The sequence below is a fragment of the Rhodoferax sp. genome (assembly GCF_025354435.1).
Classification (GTDB): Bacteria; Pseudomonadota; Gammaproteobacteria; order Burkholderiales; family Burkholderiaceae_C; genus Rhodoferax_B.
Genome location: NZ_JANXMU010000002.1, coordinates 82,984 through 100,184, shown reverse-complemented (window position 1 = coordinate 100,184; position 17,201 = coordinate 82,984). Strand labels below are relative to the sequence as shown.

The 17,201-nt window shown below is 62.2% G+C and carries 12 protein-coding genes; 6 read left to right on the top strand and 6 right to left on the bottom strand.

The features are described from left to right. Positions 1–203 precede the first annotated feature (203 nt). The 5 genes from rsmH to aceE form a co-directional block, all read right to left on the bottom strand. Positions 204–1,262: a 16S rRNA (cytosine(1402)-N(4))-methyltransferase RsmH gene (rsmH, locus tag Q0T48_RS00635; protein ID WP_295950929.1), complete on the bottom strand. Its 1,059-nt coding sequence runs from the start codon at positions 1,260–1,262 to the stop codon at positions 204–206. A gap of 134 nt (positions 1,263–1,396) precedes the next feature. After that, positions 1,397–3,241: a dihydrolipoyl dehydrogenase gene (gene lpdA / locus Q0T48_RS00630; protein ID WP_295950926.1), complete on the bottom strand. Its 1,845-nt coding sequence runs from the start codon at positions 3,239–3,241 to the stop codon at positions 1,397–1,399. A gap of 15 nt (positions 3,242–3,256) precedes the next feature. Beyond that, positions 3,257–3,841, bottom strand: coding sequence for an MFS transporter (locus Q0T48_RS00625; protein ID WP_295950923.1), 585 nt, complete (start codon positions 3,839–3,841; stop codon positions 3,257–3,259). A gap of 1 nt (position 3,842) precedes the next feature. After that, the gene (aceF, locus tag Q0T48_RS00620) at positions 3,843–5,507 is read right to left on the bottom strand and encodes a dihydrolipoyllysine-residue acetyltransferase (RefSeq protein ID WP_295950919.1); all 1,665 of its coding nucleotides are present in this window, start codon (positions 5,505–5,507) and stop codon (positions 3,843–3,845) included. 61 nt (positions 5,508–5,568) lie between these two features. Further along, the gene (aceE, locus tag Q0T48_RS00615) at positions 5,569–8,274 is read right to left on the bottom strand and encodes a pyruvate dehydrogenase (acetyl-transferring), homodimeric type (protein WP_295950916.1); all 2,706 of its coding nucleotides are present in this window, start codon (positions 8,272–8,274) and stop codon (positions 5,569–5,571) included. Between the two features lie 208 nt (positions 8,275–8,482). Here aceE and Q0T48_RS00610 point away from each other — a divergent pair, with 208 nt between their 5' ends. From Q0T48_RS00610 to Q0T48_RS00590, 5 genes are all read left to right on the top strand, one after another. Further along, a complete protein-coding gene (locus Q0T48_RS00610; RefSeq protein WP_295950914.1) occupies positions 8,483–11,032 on the top strand; it encodes a PAS domain-containing sensor histidine kinase in 2,550 nt (849 codons plus the stop codon). A 15-nt stretch (positions 11,033–11,047) separates the two neighbouring features. Then, on the top strand, positions 11,048–11,674 hold the full coding sequence (locus tag Q0T48_RS00605) for a response regulator transcription factor (RefSeq protein ID WP_295950912.1): 627 nt from the start codon (positions 11,048–11,050) through the stop codon (positions 11,672–11,674). Between the two features lie 74 nt (positions 11,675–11,748). After that, positions 11,749–12,603, top strand: coding sequence for a bifunctional methylenetetrahydrofolate dehydrogenase/methenyltetrahydrofolate cyclohydrolase FolD (folD, locus tag Q0T48_RS00600; RefSeq protein WP_295950907.1), 855 nt, complete (start codon positions 11,749–11,751; stop codon positions 12,601–12,603). A 30-nt stretch (positions 12,604–12,633) separates the two neighbouring features. Further along, complete coding sequence (locus tag Q0T48_RS00595; RefSeq protein ID WP_295950904.1) at positions 12,634–14,670, top strand: M3 family metallopeptidase; 2,037 nt, start codon at positions 12,634–12,636, stop codon at positions 14,668–14,670. Between the two features lie 13 nt (positions 14,671–14,683). Continuing rightward, the gene (locus Q0T48_RS00590) at positions 14,684–15,316 is read left to right on the top strand and encodes a glutaredoxin family protein (protein ID WP_295950901.1); all 633 of its coding nucleotides are present in this window, start codon (positions 14,684–14,686) and stop codon (positions 15,314–15,316) included. A 62-nt stretch (positions 15,317–15,378) separates the two neighbouring features. Here Q0T48_RS00590 and rpiA read toward each other — a convergent pair whose 3' ends face one another. Then, positions 15,379–16,071, bottom strand: a complete 693-nt coding sequence (rpiA, locus tag Q0T48_RS00585; protein ID WP_295950898.1) for a ribose-5-phosphate isomerase RpiA — start codon at positions 16,069–16,071, stop codon at positions 15,379–15,381. A 49-nt stretch (positions 16,072–16,120) separates the two neighbouring features. Here rpiA and Q0T48_RS00580 point away from each other — a divergent pair, with 49 nt between their 5' ends. Continuing rightward, positions 16,121–17,176 (top strand): quinone-dependent dihydroorotate dehydrogenase, encoded by a 1,056-nt coding sequence (locus tag Q0T48_RS00580; RefSeq protein ID WP_295950895.1) that lies wholly within the window; start codon positions 16,121–16,123, stop codon positions 17,174–17,176. Positions 17,177–17,201 lie beyond the last annotated feature (25 nt).

The following is a 17,201-nucleotide window of genomic DNA, read 5'->3' as shown; positions in this document are numbered from 1 at the left end:
TTGCGGTGCTGGGCGAATCCCGCTTCTTGGTCGGCGGCCAGGGCCAGGGTGTGTTGCTTCATCTTTGTCGCCTTGTGAGGGATGACAATACCAATGCAAGTCACGCGCCAGGTCGGGACTTATTCAGCGTTGCCTTAACGGCTATTTGCTGAAGGAGCGCTGGGTGGGACGGCATGAGGTCTGAGCCTCGCTGAATGCGCAGCTCAGTGCAGTGCCCGCACCGCCCAGCGCAACTTGGCAGACGTGGAGCGGGGGTTGCTGCGTTGCTCGTCATACGAGGCACGAATCGGGTCGGGGGCCACGCTGCTGAAAGTGCCGTTGCGCTCGCCGGTTTGGAAGCACTTTTTCACCCGCCGGTCTTCGCCGGAGTGAAAGCTCAAAATCGCCACGCGCCCACCCGGCTTGAGGCAGGCAGGCAGGTTTAGCAACATGGTATCCAGCACGCCAAACTCGTCGTTCACCTCAATGCGCAGCGCCTGGAACGTGCGCTGCAGCACTTTTTTAGTCTCGGCCAAGCGCTCTTCTGCAGGCATGCTGCGCTTGTACGCCAGCTCCATCGTGGCCCGCACCAGGTCGGCGAGCTGCACGGTGGTCTCTAGATACTGGCCTTGCAGGGCTGCGGCCAATGGCAGGGCAAAAGGTTCGTCCGAGTTATCTGTCAACAAATCGCGCAACCGGTGCCGGGTCACGCACAACAGCAGTTCGCTGGCCGACTGGCCGCTGGTGGGGTCCAGGCGCAGATCCAACGGCCCATCGGCCCGGAAACTGAAACCCCGTGCCGGATTGTCAATTTGCATGGACGATACGCCCAGGTCTGCCAGCACAAAGTCAAAGCCACCGCCCGCCTGGGGCAGCAAAGTGGCCAGTTCGCTGAAGTTGGCCCGATGCACGATGAGCGTCTCGTCGCCAAAGCCCGCTGCACGCAGCCGCGCCGTGGTGCGGGGTAGCTCGATCGGATCCACATCCATGCCAAACATGCGCCCGCCCGGCTGCACCAGCGGCAGCATGGCCAGTGTGTGGCCGCCAAAACCTAGTGTCAGATCCACGCCAGTTTCGCCTGGCAAAGGCTTCAGGATGGCGAGGATTTCGTCCACACAAATGGAGCGGTGCATGCCCGCAGGCGTTTGCCCGCGCAGCATGACCTTATCCACCTCTGCCGCATGGCGCGTGGGGTCCAGCTCTTTGTACTTTTCTTCAAACTGGCGAGGATGGGTGCCAGCGTAACGTACGCGGCGCTTGTGGGGAGGGGTGGCATCTGTCATCGGCCATTATGCGGCCGGGCGCTGGTGCCGGTCGCAGAAGGCGGTCAGACTGCACTGCAACTATAAATAAAAAAGCCGCGCAGCCCTTATAGAACATGCGCGGCCAGCTACTGAATCAGTAGCAATGTAATAACTTACTTCTTCGCAGGCGGCAAGTCCGTGCAGCTGCCATGCGCTACTTCCGCGGCCATGCCGATGCTCTCGCCCAGCGTGGGATGTGGGTGAATCGTCTTGCCGATGTCGACCACATCTGCACCCATCTCAATCGCCAGGGCAATCTCGCCGATCATGTCGCCAGCGTGGGTGCCGACCATGCCACCGCCGAGGATCTTGCCGTGGCCGTGGGCTTCTGGCGAATCGTCAAACAGCAGCTTGGTAACACCCTCGTCGCGGCCATTGGCGATGGCGCGGCCGGAGGCTGTCCAGGGGAACAGGCCCTTCTTGACCTTGATGCCCTGGGCCTTAGCCTGGTCTTCGGTGAGGCCGACCCAGGCGACTTCGGGGTCGGTGTAGGCCACGCTGGGGATGACGCGGGCGTTAAAGGCGGCGGCGGCCAGTTCTTTATTGCCTTGCAGTTCACCGGCAATTACTTCGGCTGCCACATGCGCCTCGTGCACCGCCTTGTGGGCCAGCATGGGCTGGCCGACGATGTCGCCAATGGCAAAGATATGCGGCACATTGGTACGCATCTGGATGTCGACGTTGATGAAGCCGCGGTCGGTGACGGCCACACCGGCTTTGTCAGCGGCGATCTTCTTGCCGTTGGGCGTGCGGCCTACGGCTTGCAGCACCAAGTCGTAAACCTGGGGTGCGGGGGCGGTGCCGCCCTCTTCTGCTGCTGCGAACGTGACTTCGATGCCTTCGGGCAAGGCGCGTGCGGACACGGTCTTGGTCTTGAGCATGATGTTGTCAAAACGTGGCGCATTCATTTTTTGCCAAATCTTGACCAGATCGCGGTCGGCACCCTGCATCAGGCCGTCGAGCATTTCCACCACGTCCAGGCGTGCACCCAGGGTGCTGTAGACGGTACCCATCTCTAAACCGATGATGCCGCCGCCCAAAATCAGCATGCGCTTGGGGACTTCCTTGAGTCCCAGCGCGCCGGTGCTGTCCACCACGCGCGGGTCTTCGGGCATGAAGGGCAGGCGCACGGCTTGCGAGCCCGCAGCGATGATGGCCTTCTTGAAAGCAATGGTTTGGGTCTTGCCGGTCTTTTCCTGGCCTTGGGCACCCGTGGTTTCTTCTACCTGCAGGTGGTTGGCACCAACGAACTGGCCCAGACCGCGCACGGTGGTGACCTTGCGCATCTTGGCCATGGCGGCCAGACCGCCGGTAAGCTTGCTGATGACCTTGTCTTTGTGGGCGCGCAGCTTGTCGATGCTGACTTCGGGCTTGCCGAACTCGATGCCCAAAGCACCGAGGTGGCTGACTTCGTCCATCACGGCGGCCACGTGCAGCAGGGCTTTGGAGGGGATGCAACCCACGTTCAAGCACACGCCGCCCAGAGTGGCGTAGCGCTCGACCAAGATGACTTTCAGGCCCAGGTCGGCGGCGCGAAAGGCAGCAGAGTAGCCACCAGGGCCAGCGCCAAGTACCAGCACGTCGCATTCCAGATCGGCCGTACCGGCAAAGCTGGAGGCAGTGGGTGCGGGGGCCGCTGCTACAGTAGCTGTAGCTATTGGCGCAGGTGCTGCCTGCGCTGGAGCCTGTTTTGGCTCAGAAGCAGGCGCCGCAGCGCCACCGGCAGCTTCGAGCACCAGCACAACGGAGCCCATTTTGACCTTGTCGCCCAGCTTGACGTTCAGCGCGGTGACCACGCCGCCGTCACTGGACGGGATTTCCATGGAGGCTTTGTCGCTTTCCACGGTGATCAGGGACTGGTCGGGTTTGACGGTGTCGCCCACTTTGACCATCAACTCGATGACGGTGACTTCGTCGAAATCGCCAATGTCGGGGACTTTGATTTCCAGGGATGCCATTTGTTTGATCTCCACTTATTTCTTTAATTTGACGGTAAACACTTCGACGGGTCCCGCCGAGTTCTTGTCGAATTCGCAGGCGGCTTGCACGCTGAGCACCGCCAGATCGCGGGCCGACTTGGCGCTGCCCCAGGTGGCGTGCAGGGCCCCCAGCGCGAAGCTGCGGCCCGAGCCTATGCCCCAGAATTCCTTGAACTCGAACACCTCGCGGTAGCTGTACAGGCCGTAAATGCCGGTGGCGTTGGCCACCACCACGCTGAACTGGCTGGACTCGTAAGGGTCGTTGTCGTCTTCTTTGGTTTGCAGAAAGAAGGCTTCTTTCAGCACTGGGTGCAGCTTGGTGAAGGTGGTGAACACCTCGTCTTTGCTGCCCAGCAAAAGCTGCTCGGGCGGCAACCCGGCCATGGCCAGGCGCAGCGCGGGGAAGTGCGCCACGGTGCCTGCCATGCCGACAAAGCTGGGACCCGCCAGGGTGTCGATCTTGAAGATTTTGCTGTTGTCTTCGAAACGTTGGCCGAGGCGGGTGTCGCCGAAGGTCACCAGCGTGTCGGCAGCGATGGCCACCACACCGGCTTTTTTGACCACGACGACGGTCGTCATATCAGAGCAGAACCCGGCGGAAGTCGGTGAGGACTTGGCCGAAATAGGCGTTGAAGCGGGCAGCCGCTGCGCCGTCAATCACGCGGTGGTCCCAGCTCAGCGACAGCGGCAACATCAGCTTGGGCACAAAAGCCTTGCCGTCCCACTTGGGTTCGACCGCGCTCTTGCACACGCCCATGATGGCGACTTCGGGGGCGTTGATGATGGGCGTGAAGTAGCGCCCGCCAATACCGCCCAGGCTGGAGATGGTAAAGCAGGCACCGCTCATGTCGGCAGGGCCGAGCTTGCCGTCGCGGGCCTTCTTGGCCAATTCGCCCATTTCGGTGCTGATCTGGACCACACCCTTTTTGTCGGCGTCCTTGATGACCGGAACCACCAGGCCGTTGGGCGTGTCTGCCGCAAAGCCGATGTTGAAGTACTGCTTCATCACCAGTTGGTCGCCGTCCAGCGAGCTGTTGAACTCGGGGAACTTCTTCAGCGCGGCCACGCTGGCTTTGATCATGAAGGCGAGCATGGTGAGCTTGATGCCCGCCTTCTCGTTTTCCTTGTTCATGCTGACGCGGAAGGCTTCCAGGTCGGTGATGTCGCAGTCGTCGTGGTTGGTGACGTGCGGAATGATGACCCAGTTGCGGTGCAGGTTGGCGCCACTGATCTTCTTGATGCGCGACATGTCCTTGCGCTCGACCGGGCCGAACTTGGCAAAGTCGACCTTGGGCCAAGCCAGCAGACCCAGGCCGCCGCCATCGCCTGCGGGGGCTTTGGCTTGGCTTGCAGCCATGGCAGTGGTCTTGACCGCGCCGGACATGACCGAAGCTGTGAAGCTTTGCACATCGGAGTCGGTGATACGGCCCTTGCGGCCGGTACCCTTGACTTCTGCCAGCGGCACGCCGAGTTCGCGGGCGAACTTGCGCACCGAGGGCGAAGCGTGGGGCAGCGCGCCGGTGGGGGCGACGGTGGGGTTGTGGGCGGCGGGTGCAGCAGCAGCGGGGGTCGCTGCGGCAGGAGCCGGTGCAGGGCTGGCAGCGACAGCGGCCACAGCAGGTGCTGCGGCCGGGGCGGCCGCTGCGGCTGCGGGAGCCGCCACGCCTTCCAGAATCGCCAGCAGGTCGCCGATGTTGACCGTGTCACCCATCTTGACCTTGAGCTCTTTGAGCACGCCAGCCGAAGACGACGGGATTTCCATCGAGGCCTTGTCGCTCTCGACGGTGATCAGCGACTGCTCTTGCTTGATGGTGTCGCCGACCTTGACCATAACTTCGATGACGGTCACGTCTTTGAAGTCGCCGATGTCGGGAACGAAGATCTGGACCGGGCCGGATGCCGCAGGTGCTGCTGCGGGCGTTGCTACAGGAGTTGTAGCTGCTGGTGCAGGTTCTGCCTGGGCTGGAGCCGCTTTTGGCGCCTCAACTGGCGCGGCGGCAGCGCCACCGGCGACTTCCAGCATCACCACCAAAGAGCCCTGCTTGACCTTGTCGCCCAGGGCGACCTTGATCTCTTTGACCACACCGGCGCTGCTGGATGGGATTTCCATCGAGGCTTTGTCGGACTCGACGGTGATCAGCGACTGGTCGGCCTTGACGGTATCGCCGGGTTTGACCATCAGCTCAATGACGGTCACCTCGTCAAAGTCCCCAATATCGGGGACATGAATTTCAATCAATGCCATGTTTGTGTCTCCAAAGTTGCGCGCAGGACCACCCGTGGTGGCCCTGCAAGGTGAGGTTTTGTTACGCGTACAGCGGATTGACCTTGTCGGCCTGGATGCCGTACTTGGCAATCGCTTCGGCCACCTTGGCCGCTGGCACGGTGCCGTCTTCGCTCAGCGCTTTGAGGGTGGCGACCACGATGTAGTGGCGGTTGATCTCGAAGTGCTCGCGCAGCTTGCTGCGGAAGTCGCTGCGACCAAACCCATCGGTGCCCAGCACTTTGTAGGTGCGGCCCTTGGGGATGAACGGACGGATCTGCTCGGCGTAGGCCTTCATGTAGTCGGTGGACGCGATGACAGGACCGGCGTGGCCCGCCAGTTGGTCGGTCACGAAGCAGCTACGGGGCGTTTCCAGCGGGTGCAGCAGGTTGAAACGCTCGGCATCCTGGCCATCGCGGGTCAACTCGTTGAAGCTAGGGCAGCTCCAGACGTTGGCAGCAATGCCCCAGTCGGCTTCGAGCAGCTCTTGCGCGGCCATGGATTCGCGCAGGATGGTGCCGGAGCCCAGCAGTTGCACGGTGCCCTTGCCGTTGGCAGCGGGTTTGCACAGGTACATGCCCTTGATGATTTGCTCTTCCGTGCCAGCGGTGAGGCCGGGCATGGGGTAGTTTTCGTTCAGCAGGGTCAGGTAGTAGTAGACGTTGTCTTGCTTCTCGACCATGCGCTTCAGGCCATGGTGCAGGATGACGCCGACTTCGTGGGCAAACGTAGGGTCGTAGCTGACGCAGTTGGGGATGGTGTTGGCCAGAATATGGCTGTGGCCATCTTCGTGCTGCAGGCCTTCGCCGTTCAGCGTGGTCCGCCCCGAGGTGCCGCCCAGCAGGAAGCCGCGGGCTTGCATGTCGCCAGCGGCCCAGGCCAGGTCACCAATGCGCTGGAAGCCGAACATCGAGTAGTACACGTAGAACGGCACCATGATGCGGTTGCTGGTGCTGTAGCTGGTGGCCGCAGCGATCCAGCTGGCCATGCCACCGGCTTCGTTGATACCTTCTTGCAGGATCTGCCCGGCCTTGTCTTCGCGGTAGTACATGACCTGGTCTTTGTCGACCGGGGTGTATTGCTGGCCCGCCGGGTTGTAGATACCGATCTGGCGGAACAGGCCTTCCATACCGAAGGTACGGGCTTCGTCCACCAAAATTGGCACGACACGTGGGCCCAGAGCCTGGTCGCGCAACAGCGTGGTTAAAAAGCGCACATAGGCTTGGGTGGTAGAGATTTCACGGCCTTCGGGCGTGGCTTCCATCACGGTTTTGAAGGTCTCCAGCGCGGGCACGGTGAACTGCTCGTCGGACTTGACGCGGCGGTGTGGCAGGTAGCCGCCCAAGGCCTTGCGGCGCTCGTGCAGGTACTGCATTTCGGGCGTGTCGTCGGCAGGCTTGAAGAACGGAATCTCGGCCAGTTGGCTGTCCGGGATTGGGATGTTGAAGCGGTCGCGGAAGATTTTGATGTCTTCGTCGGTGAGCTTCTTGGTCTGGTGGACGTTGTTCTTGCCTTCGCCGCTCTTGCCCATGCCAAAGCCCTTGACGGTCTTGATCAGCAGCACGGTGGGTTGGTCTTTATGGTTGACCGCCTGGTGGTAGGCCGCGTAGACCTTCTTGGCATCGTGGCCGCCACGCTTCAAGGCAAAGATTTCGTCGTCGGTCATGTGGGCGACCATTTCCAGGGTGCGCGGATCGCGGCCGAAGAAATGCTTGCGCACGTAGGCACCGTCGTTGGCCTTGAAGGCCTGGTAGTCGCCGTCCAGCGTGTCCATCATCAGCTTCTTCAAAGCGCCGTCTTTGTCGCGCGCCAGCAGAGGGTCCCACTCGTTGCCCCACAGCAGCTTGATGACGTTCCAGCCGGAGCCGCGGAATTCGCCTTCGAGCTCTTGCACGATCTTGCCGTTGCCGCGCACCGGGCCGTCCAGGCGCTGCAGGTTGCAGTTGACAACAAAAATCAGGTTATCGAGCTTTTCACGCGCGGCCAGGCCGATCGCGCCCAGGGATTCGACTTCGTCCATTTCGCCGTCGCCGCAGAACACCCAGACCTTGCGGTTGGCGGTGTCGGCAATGCCACGGGCGTGCAGATACTTCAGGAAACGGGCCTGGTAGATGGCCATCAGCGGGCCCAGACCCATGGAGACGGTGGGGAACTGCCAGAAATTGGGCATCAGCTTGGGATGCGGGTAGCTGGACAGGCCTTTGCCGTCCACTTCCTGGCGGAAGTTGAGCAACTGCTCTTCGGTCAGGCGGCCTTCCAGGTAGGCGCGGGCGTACACACCGGGCGACACGTGGCCCTGGATGTAGAGGCAGTCGCCACCGTGGTTTTCGTTCTCGGCATGCCAGAAGTGGTTGAAGCCGGCACCAAACATGTGGGCCAGCGAGGCAAATGAACCGATGTGACCGCCCAGGTCACCGCCGTCTACGGGGTGGTGGCGGTTGGCCTTGACGACCATGGCCATGGCGTTCCAGCGCATGTAAGCGCGCAGGCGTTCTTCAATCTCGATGTTGCCGGGGCAACGCACTTCCTGGTCGGCTTCGATGGTGTTGACATAACCGGTGTTGGCCGAGAAAGGCATGTCAATGCTTTTTTGTCGCGCATGTTCCAGCAACTGCTCTAAAAGAAAATGGGCGCGCTCCGGGCCTTCACTTTCAATGACGGCGGACAGCGCGTCCATCCACTCACGGGTTTCCTGGCTGTCTGCGTCGGTTTGCGCAGCTCCTGACAGGCTTTCTGGTACAGCTGACATGCTTTGTCTCCTAGGTTGGGTAGCGGTATTTTGATGGTTTGACACGGCTTTTTAAGGCGGCAAGTTTATTTTTGCATAAAAGTTTGTAAGTTTCAATATATGAATTTAAATTTCATAATGTGGTTTAAAAGCGCTTTAAACTGCGTAAAAACACGCATAGTTTTTTAGGGCTTTGGGGCCTAGGCAAGCTGTCACCTACACTTCACGCATGCCACAGCGCTCCCCATCACCCCCTCAAATGCCCGCAGCGCTGGCCCCCGCACGCTGGTGGAAACGCTGGTGGGGCCGCCAAACACCACATCGGCAAGACCGTTTTGCCATGCTGGCACCGCTGATTGCGGTGCTGATGTTTCTGGCCGCCATTGGCTCGTCCTTCATGTATCTGCGGTTGGAAGAAATCGACCGCGAACAAGAAGCCGTCAAACGCGATGTGGAATACACGCAACAGCAAATCCGCCTGCGCCTCTTGGAGCGCCAAGAGCAGCTCATGCGCATTGGCCGCGACATCTCTAACGAAGAGGTGGACGCCGAAGAATTCATCAGCCGCGCCGAGTCGCTGGTGGCGCAACACCCCGATCTGCAGTCCGTCAGCTGGATCGACGAGCGCCGCCGCATCAAAGCCAGCTACGCGGCACCCAGCCTGCCCACGCCCCAGGTGCGTGCGGTAGACACCCTGCTGCGGCCCGGTGGCGATACCGAAAGCACCTTCAGCCTGGCGCGTGACCTGCAGCAGCCGGTATACGCCCAGCCCGCGGGCACGCCCGACAGCGTGCCGCTATTGCAACTGCACATCCCACTGTCTGACCGGGGCCACTTCGCGGGGGTGTTGCTAGCCGAATACTCCAACGAAAGCCTGTTGCGCTACGGTGTGCCCGCCGAGGTGCTGGCCAAGTACGCGGTAGCCCTGCTCAACGGCAACGGCCAGGTGCTGGCCGGCAATGCTGCGCCCATCCATATGGTGGGAGCCCGCTTGCTGCCCTGGTCTAGCCAGTCAGAACCTTACGAAGTGCCGGTATCGCCGGTGGGCAACGGCTTGGTGCTGCGGGCCCAGGCCTACCGCACCTCGCAAGGCGTGATCGGCAGCGGCCTGTTCTGGCTGGTGGGAGCCTTGAGCATCTTGACCGCCTGGATGCTGATCGGCAACTGGAAGCACACCCGCCGCCGCCTGCAGGCCCAGCAGGCCCTGGTGTCGGAAACCAACTTCCGCCGCGCCATGGAAAGCTCGATGCTGACCGGCATGCGCGCGCTGGATATGCAAGGCCGCATCACCTACGTCAACACCGCGTTTTGCCGCATGACGGGCTGGAGCGAATCGGCCCTGGTGGGCCACACTGCGCCGTTTGTGCACTGGCCCGAAGAAGACCGCGACTTCCTGGTGGCGCGGCTGGAAGACGAGCTGAACGGCCGCACCCCGCCCGGCGGCTTCCAGGTGCGGGTGAAGCGTCGCGACGGCAGTATTTTTGATGGCCGCATGTACGTGTCGCCACTGATCGACGCGGTAGGCAAGCAAACCGGCTGGATGACCTCGATGACCGACATCACCGAGCCAAACCGCGTGCGCGAGCAGTTATCCGCATCGTATGAGCGGTTTACCAAGGTGCTGGAAGCACTGGATGCTTCTGTTTCTGTAGCACCCATCAACAGCCACGAACTGCTGTTTGCCAACAAGCTGTACCGCCTCTGGTTTGGCGTGCAGACCGAGGGCCATGAAAAACTGGTGGCCGAAGCCGGTGTGCCCAGCATCCCGGCCAGCGACGACACCATGGACGACGATGTGGACGCGTTTGTCGGCCTGCCCACAGACAGCCTGACCGACACCCAGTCCGAAAGCACCGAAGTCTTTGTGCCCGAGCTGGGCAAGTGGCTGGAAGTGCGCACCCGCTACCTGAGCTGGGTTGATGCGCGCCTGGTACAGATGGTGATTGCCACCGACATCACGCCGCGCCGCCGGGCCGAAGAGCAATCGGCCGCCCAGGCCGAGCGCACCCAAAGCTCCAGCCGCCTGATCACCATGGGCGAAATGGCCTCCAGCGTGGCCCACGAACTGAACCAGCCGCTGGCCGCCATCAGCAATTACTGTAACGGCATGGTCTCGCGCATCAAAGGCCCGGGCATTGCCGAAGCCGACCTGTTGGCCGCGCTGGACAAAACCGCCCGCCAGGCCCAGCGCGCGGGCCAGATCATCCAGCGCATACAGTCGTTTGTGAAGCGCAGCGAACCCAACCGCAGTCCGTCCGACGTGGAACACATGGTGTTCGAAGCCATGGAGCTGGCGGGTATCGAGCTGCGTCGGCGCAATGTGCGCCTCAGCCATTACGTCGCCGCCCGCCTGCCCCAGCTGCAGGTAGACCCGATTCTGATCGAGCAGGTGCTGGTGAATCTGCTGCGCAACGCCGCCGAGGCTATCGACCTGGCGCAACGCCCGACGGCCAACCGCAACATCGAGTTGCGGGTAGTGCCCAAGGTGGTGAATGACAAGGCGGGCATCGAGTTTTCGGTGGCCGACACCGGTAACGGACTGGCACCCGAAGTCAAGGAGCGGCTGTTTGAAGCCTTCTTCTCGACCAAGGCCGAAGGCATGGGCATTGGCCTCAATTTGTGCCGCACCATCGTCGAGTCCCACCTGGGCCGGATGCAGGCCGAGAACCTCTACAATGGAAATGAGGGCACAGGGTGCCGTTTTTCATTCTGGATACCGTTGGCGCAATCCTCTACTGCACTGAGTAGCCCAGCAAACACCCCCGAACTTTTACGTTAACCCCGGAGTGACTGCATGAGTTTGATCCCCAAAAAAGGTACTGTGTACGTGGTCGATGACGACGAAGCCGTCCGCGACTCGTTGCAATGGCTGCTCGAAGGCAAGGACTACCGGGTTCGTTGCTTCGATTCGGCCGAGTCCTTTTTAAGCCGCTTCGATGCCCGTGAAGTGGCCTGTTTGATCGTCGACATCCGCATGGGCGGCATGACCGGCCTGGAGCTGCAAGACCGTTTGATCGAACGTAAATCGCCCTTGCCCATCGTCTTCATCACCGGTCACGGCGACGTGCCCATGGCGGTAGACACGATGAAAAAAGGTGCCATGGATTTCATCCAGAAGCCTTTTAAAGAAGACGAACTGGTTGGCCTGGTCGAGCGCATGCTGGAGCATGCGAAAGAAGCCTTCACCGACCACCAGCAAGCTGCCAGCCGCGGTGCGCTGCTGTCCAAGCTGACCTCGCGTGAAAGTCAGGTGCTGGAACGCATCGTCGCTGGTCGCCTGAACAAGCAGATCGCCGACGACCTGGGCATCAGCATCAAGACGGTGGAAGCGCACCGCGCCAACATCATGGAAAAGCTCAACGCCAACACCGTGGCCGACCTGCTGAAGATTGCTCTGGGACAGATCGCCCCGAAAACCTGACGCTACCATTCCGATAGCTGCTTACGCCCGCCGCATTTGTGCCAGCGGGCGTTTTTACTTATATTTTTGAACCCATGACCGCTGAACTGATCGATGGCATCGCCCTCTCCCGCACCCTGCGCCTGGATGTCGCCGCACGCGCCGCCAACCTGAAGGCCCACGGCATCACCCCTGGCCTAGCCGTCGTGCTGGTGGGTGAAAACCCGGCTAGCCAGGTCTACGTGCGCAACAAGGTCAAGGCCTGCGCCGACGCGGGCCTGCACTCGGTGCTGGAGCAATATCCTGCCGACCTGTCACAAGCCGAACTGCTCAAGCGCATCAAGTTTCTGAACAGCGACCCGGCGATCCACGGCATTCTGGTGCAGCTGCCGCTGCCCGCGCACATCGATGCCCAGAAGGTCATCGAAACCATCGCCCCGTTGAAAGACGTGGACGGCTTCCACATTGCCAGCGCCGGTGCGCTGATGACCGGCAACTCCGCTTTCCTGCCCTGTACACCCTACGGCTGCATGAAGATACTGGAGAGCATCGGCTATGACCTGCGCGGCAAGCACGCCGTGGTGATCGGCCGCAGCAATATCGTGGGCAAGCCCATGGCCCTGCTGCTGCTGCAAAAGAACGCCACCGTCACCGTCTGCCACAGCGCCACCGCAGACCTGAAAGCCATGACCCTGCAGGCCGACGTGATTGTGGCCGCCGTGGGCAAGCGCAACGTGCTGACCGCCGATATGGTCAAGCCCGGTGCCGTGGTGCTCGACGTGGGCATGAACCGCACTCCCGACGGCAAGCTCTGCGGCGACGTAGACTTTGACGGTGTCAAAGAAGTCGCCAGCTACATCACCCCGGTGCCCGGCGGGGTCGGCCCCATGACCATCACCATGCTGCTGGTCAATACCTTGGAAGCTGCGGAACGATCTGTAGCACCTTGAATCCCACGAGCCCAACGCCATATCACCACCATGACCAATCCACTGCTCGACTTCTCCGACCTGCCCCTGTTTGACCAGATCCAACCGGAGCACGTAGGCCCCGCGATGGACAGCCTGCTGGCCCAGGCCAACGCCGCGCTGGAAACCGTCACCCAGCCCGACTTCCCCGCGCAGTGGACCGCCATCTCCAAGGCCCTGGACGTGAGTGCCGAGCAGCTAGGCCGTGCCTGGGGTGCCGTAAGCCACCTCAACAGCGTGGCCGACACCCCGGCCCTGCGTGCGGCCTACAACGAGGCTCTGCCCCGTGTCACCGAGTTCTGGACCCGCCTGGGTGCCGACGAGCGCCTGTACGCCAAGTACAAGGCCGTGCACACCGCCAGCCTGAACCCCGAGCAGCTCCAGGCCCACCGCAACGCCATGCGCAACTTTGTGCTCAGCGGTGCAGACCTGGTCGGGGCCGACAAAGAACGCTTTGCCCGCATCCAGGAACGCCAGGCCGAGATCAGCCAGAAGTTCAGCGAAAACGCGTTGGACGCGACTGACGCCTTTGCCTACTACGCTGCGGCGGACGAGCTCGACGGCGTGCCCGCCGACGTGCAGCAAACGGCACTGGCCGCGGCCAAGACCGAAGGCAAAGAAGGCTACAAGCTCACTTTGAAAATGCCCTGCTACCTGCCCGTCATGCAGTTCGCCAGTTCCAGCGCGCTGCGCGAGCGCCTGTACCGTGCCTACGTGACCCGCGCGTCCGACCAGGCCGAAGGCGATGCCACCCAATTCGACAATTCGGCCATCATTGCCGAGATCCTGGCGCTGCGCCGCGAAGAAGCCCAGTTGCTGGGTTATGCCAACTTTGGCGAAGTCTCGGTGGTGCCCAAAATGGCGAAGTCGCCCCTGGAAGTGACCCGCTTCCTGCGCGACCTGGCTGTGCGCGCCAAGCCCTACGCCCTGAAAGACGTGGCCGACCTGCGCGCCTTTGCCGCCGAGCACCTGGCCCTGGCCGATCCGCAGCCCTGGGACTGGTCCTTCATTGGCGAAAAGCTCAAGGAAGCGCGCTACGCCTTCAGCGAGCAAGAGGTGAAGCAGTACTTCACCGCACCCAAGGTACTGGGCGGCCTGTTCAAGATCATCGAAACCCTGTTCGAAGTGGCCATCCGCAAAGACAGCGCACCTGTGTGGCACCCGTCCGTAGAGTTCTACCGCATCGAGCGGGCTGGGCAATTGGTGGGCCAGTTTTATCTGGACCAACCTGCCCGCACCGGCAAGCGCGGCGGTGCCTGGATGGACGACGTGCGCGCCCGCTGGCTGCGCCCCGACACCGGACAGCTGCAAACCCCGGTGGCGCACCTGGTGTGCAACTTTGCCGACGGCGTGGACGGCCAGCCGCCGCTGCTCACCCACGACGACGTGACCACCTTGTTCCACGAGTTCGGCCACGGCCTGCACCACATGCTGACCCAGGTCAACGAGCGCGATGTCTCCGGCATCAGCGGCGTGGAATGGGACGCGGTGGAGCTGCCCAGCCAGTTCATGGAAAACTTCTGCTGGGAATGGGACGTGCTCAAGCACATGACCGCCCACGTGGTGACCGGCGAGGCGCTGCCCCGTGCCCTGTTCGACAAAATGACCAAGGCCAAAAACTTCCAGAGCGGCCTGCAGACCCTGCGCCAGATCGAGTTCTCGCTGTTCGACATGCTGCTGCACACCGAGCACGACCCCGCCCAAGACTTCATGCCCCTGCTGCGCCAGGTGCGCGACGAGGTGGCGGTGCTGCAGGCCCCGGCCTTCAGCCGCACCGTGCACACCTTCAGCCACATCTTCGCTGGCGGTTACGCTGCCGGTTACTACAGCTATAAGTGGGCCGAGGTGCTGAGCGCCGATGCCTACGCTGCGTTCGAAGAAACCGCCGGTGCCGACGGCCTGCCCAGCATCGAGACTGGCCGCAAATACCGCGAATCGGTTCTGGAAGCCGGTGGCAGCCGCCCGGCGATGGAATCCTTCAAGGCCTTCCGCGGCCGCGAACCTACACTGGATGCCTTGTTGCGCCACCAAGGTATGGCCGAAGTTTAAAAAGGACACCACGATGCGCCCCACCCTGTTCACCACCGCTCTGGCCTGTGCCGCCCTGGCCTTGGCCGCCAGCACGCACGCGCAAACCGTGTACCGCATCGTCGGGCCGGATGGCAAGGTGTCGTTCTCAGACCAGCCGCCACCGCCCGCCAGCAAGGCCAAGGTGACCACGGCGGCCCCTGGTGGTGGCAGTGCGGTCAATGCATCGCTGCCGTTCGAGCTCAAGGAAATTGTGCAGCGCTACCCGGTCACGCTGTACACCGGCACCAATTGCAGCCCCTGCGCCAGTGCGCGCAACCTGCTGACCTCGCGCGGCGTGCCGTTCACCGAACGCACGGTCAACAGCAGCGAAGATGCCGATGCCCTGCAGCGCATCAGTGGCGACACCAACCTGCCGGTGGGCACTATCGGCAGCCAACAGCTCAAAGGATTTTCAGACGTAGAGTGGACCCAGTACCTGGATGCGGCCGCCTACCCCAAGACATCGGTACTGCCCGCCAGCTACAAACAGCCCGCGCCACGCCCGCTGGTAGCCAGCAAAGCCGCAGCCCCACCCGCCCTAGCGCCGGCACCGGCGGCACAAGCTGCCCCAGCGCAGCAGCAACCTACCGACACCAGCAATAATCCACGCGGTATCCAGTTTTAGAGTTAGCTATATTTTTTATAGCTACTAGCACAGATGGAATCTACGCTAGGGGCCTATTTGGCTTAAAAATCCAAAGTCTTCACACCCTGGGCTGTACCCAGCAGGCACACGCTGGCTTTTTGGTGGGCGAACACCCCCACGCACACCACTCCCGGCCACTGGTTGACCTGCGACTCAAACGCCAGCGGGTCGCTGATCTGTAGGCCGGTCACGTCCAGAATGACCTGGCCGTTGTCCGTCAGCAGGGCTTGGCCGTCTTTTTGGCGGATGCTGGCCATACCGCCTAGTGCGGCGAACTGGCGTTTGACGCGGTTGACGGCCATAGGAATCACCTCCACCGGCAGCGGAAACTGGCCCAGGGTCTGCACCAGCTTGCTCTCGTCGGCAATACAGACAAATTTGCGCGACTGGGCGGCCACGATCTTCTCGCGGGTCAGTGCAGCACCGCCGCCTTTGACCATATGGCCCTGGTAGTCGATTTCGTCCGCGCCGTCGATGTACACCGCCAACTCGCCCACATCGTTGGCATCGAACACCGCAATGCCCAATGCCAGCAGCCGCGCTGTGCTGGCCTCGGAGCTGGACACCGCCCCCTTGACCTGGTCCTTAATGGTGGCCAGTGCGTCGATGAACTTGTTGACGGTAGAGCCGGTGCCCACGCCCACAATTTCGCCGGGCACCACATAGCGCAGCGCGGCTAGGCCGACCAGGGTTTTGAGTTCGTCTTGGGTCAATGCAGGAATGAGGTTGGTCATCTGGGAAAATCCGGGGTTGTAACGAAGTGCAGAAACCGAGAATTATCCAATGCCCCTGATCCCCTACGCCCTGGCCCGTCCCTTTTTGTTTGGCATGGACCCCGAGGCAGCCCACGACCTGACCTTGAACGCCATCGCCCGCACCCAGGGTACGCCGCTGGAATGCCTGTACCGCCAAACGCGGATCAGCGACCCCATTACTCTGGCGGGCCTGCAGTTTCCGAACCGCGTGGGCCTGGCGGCGGGGCTGGACAAGAACGCGCGCTGCATTGACGGCCTGGGTGCCATGGGCTTTGGCTTTGTGGAGGTGGGTACGGTCACGCCACTGGCCCAGCCTGGCAACCCGCAGCCGCGCATGTTCCGCCTGCCAGCAGCGCAGGCACTGATCAACCGGCTGGGTTTCAACAACGGCGGGCTGGCAGCTTTTGTGGCCAATGTGCAGCGGGCGCAGTTCCGCCGCAAGGCGCAAGGCCAGCCGATGCTGCTGGGCCTGAACATCGGTAAAAACGCCGCCACCCCGATCGAGCGCGCCACCGACGACTACCTGCTGGCGCTGGATGGCGTGTACCCGCATGCCGATTACGTCACGGTCAACATCTCCAGCCCCAACACCAAGAACCTGCGCGCTCTGCAAAGTGACGAGGCACTGGACGGCCTGCTGGGGACCGTGGCCGCACGCCGCGCAGCGCTGGCCGTGCAGCACGGCAAGCGGGTGCCGATTTTTGTGAAAATTGCGCCAGATCTGGATGAAGCCCAGGTCGCCGTGATTGCCGCCACCCTGTTGCGCCACGGCATGGACGGCGTGGTGGCCACCAATACCACCCTGGCCCGCGACGCGGTCAAGGGCATGGCGCATGGTGAAGAAGCCGGTGGCCTGAGCGGCGCGCCGGTGCGTGAGGGCAGCAACCGCGTGGTGCGCCAACTGCGCAACGCCCTAGGCCCGGCCTTCCCCATCATCGGCGTGGGCGGCATTTTGAGCGCAGCCGACGCGGTCGCCAAGATAGAGGCCGGAGCCGACGTGGTGCAGATCTACACCGGGCTGATCTACCAGGGGCCAGCCCTGGTACAGCAAGCAGCCCTGGCCCTCAAGTCTATGAAGAAATAGGCGGTTAGCGCTTATTCCTCATGGC

What these genes read in the sequence shown, in the direction of transcription:
- rpiA (WP_295950898.1), bottom strand. Translation starts at nt 16,071, where the DNA reads ATGACCAACCTCATTCCTGCATTGACCCAAGACGAACTCAAAACCCTG.
- Q0T48_RS00595 (WP_295950904.1), top strand. Translation starts at nt 12,634, where the DNA reads ATGACCAATCCACTGCTCGACTTCTCCGACCTGCCCCTGTTTGACCAG.
- Q0T48_RS00590 (WP_295950901.1), top strand. Translation starts at nt 14,684, where the DNA reads ATGCGCCCCACCCTGTTCACCACCGCTCTGGCCTGTGCCGCCCTGGCC.
- Q0T48_RS00610 (WP_295950914.1), top strand. Translation starts at nt 8,483, where the DNA reads ATGCCACAGCGCTCCCCATCACCCCCTCAAATGCCCGCAGCGCTGGCC.
- aceF (WP_295950919.1), bottom strand. Translation starts at nt 5,507, where the DNA reads ATGGCATTGATTGAAATTCATGTCCCCGATATTGGGGACTTTGACGAG.
- folD (WP_295950907.1), top strand. Translation starts at nt 11,749, where the DNA reads ATGACCGCTGAACTGATCGATGGCATCGCCCTCTCCCGCACCCTGCGC.
- Q0T48_RS00580 (WP_295950895.1), top strand. Translation starts at nt 16,121, where the DNA reads ATGCCCCTGATCCCCTACGCCCTGGCCCGTCCCTTTTTGTTTGGCATG.
- Q0T48_RS00605 (WP_295950912.1), top strand. Translation starts at nt 11,048, where the DNA reads ATGAGTTTGATCCCCAAAAAAGGTACTGTGTACGTGGTCGATGACGAC.
- Q0T48_RS00625 (WP_295950923.1), bottom strand. Translation starts at nt 3,841, where the DNA reads ATGACGACCGTCGTCGTGGTCAAAAAAGCCGGTGTGGTGGCCATCGCT.
- aceE (WP_295950916.1), bottom strand. Translation starts at nt 8,274, where the DNA reads ATGTCAGCTGTACCAGAAAGCCTGTCAGGAGCTGCGCAAACCGACGCA.
- rsmH (WP_295950929.1), bottom strand. Translation starts at nt 1,262, where the DNA reads ATGACAGATGCCACCCCTCCCCACAAGCGCCGCGTACGTTACGCTGGC.
- lpdA (WP_295950926.1), bottom strand. Translation starts at nt 3,241, where the DNA reads ATGGCATCCCTGGAAATCAAAGTCCCCGACATTGGCGATTTCGACGAA.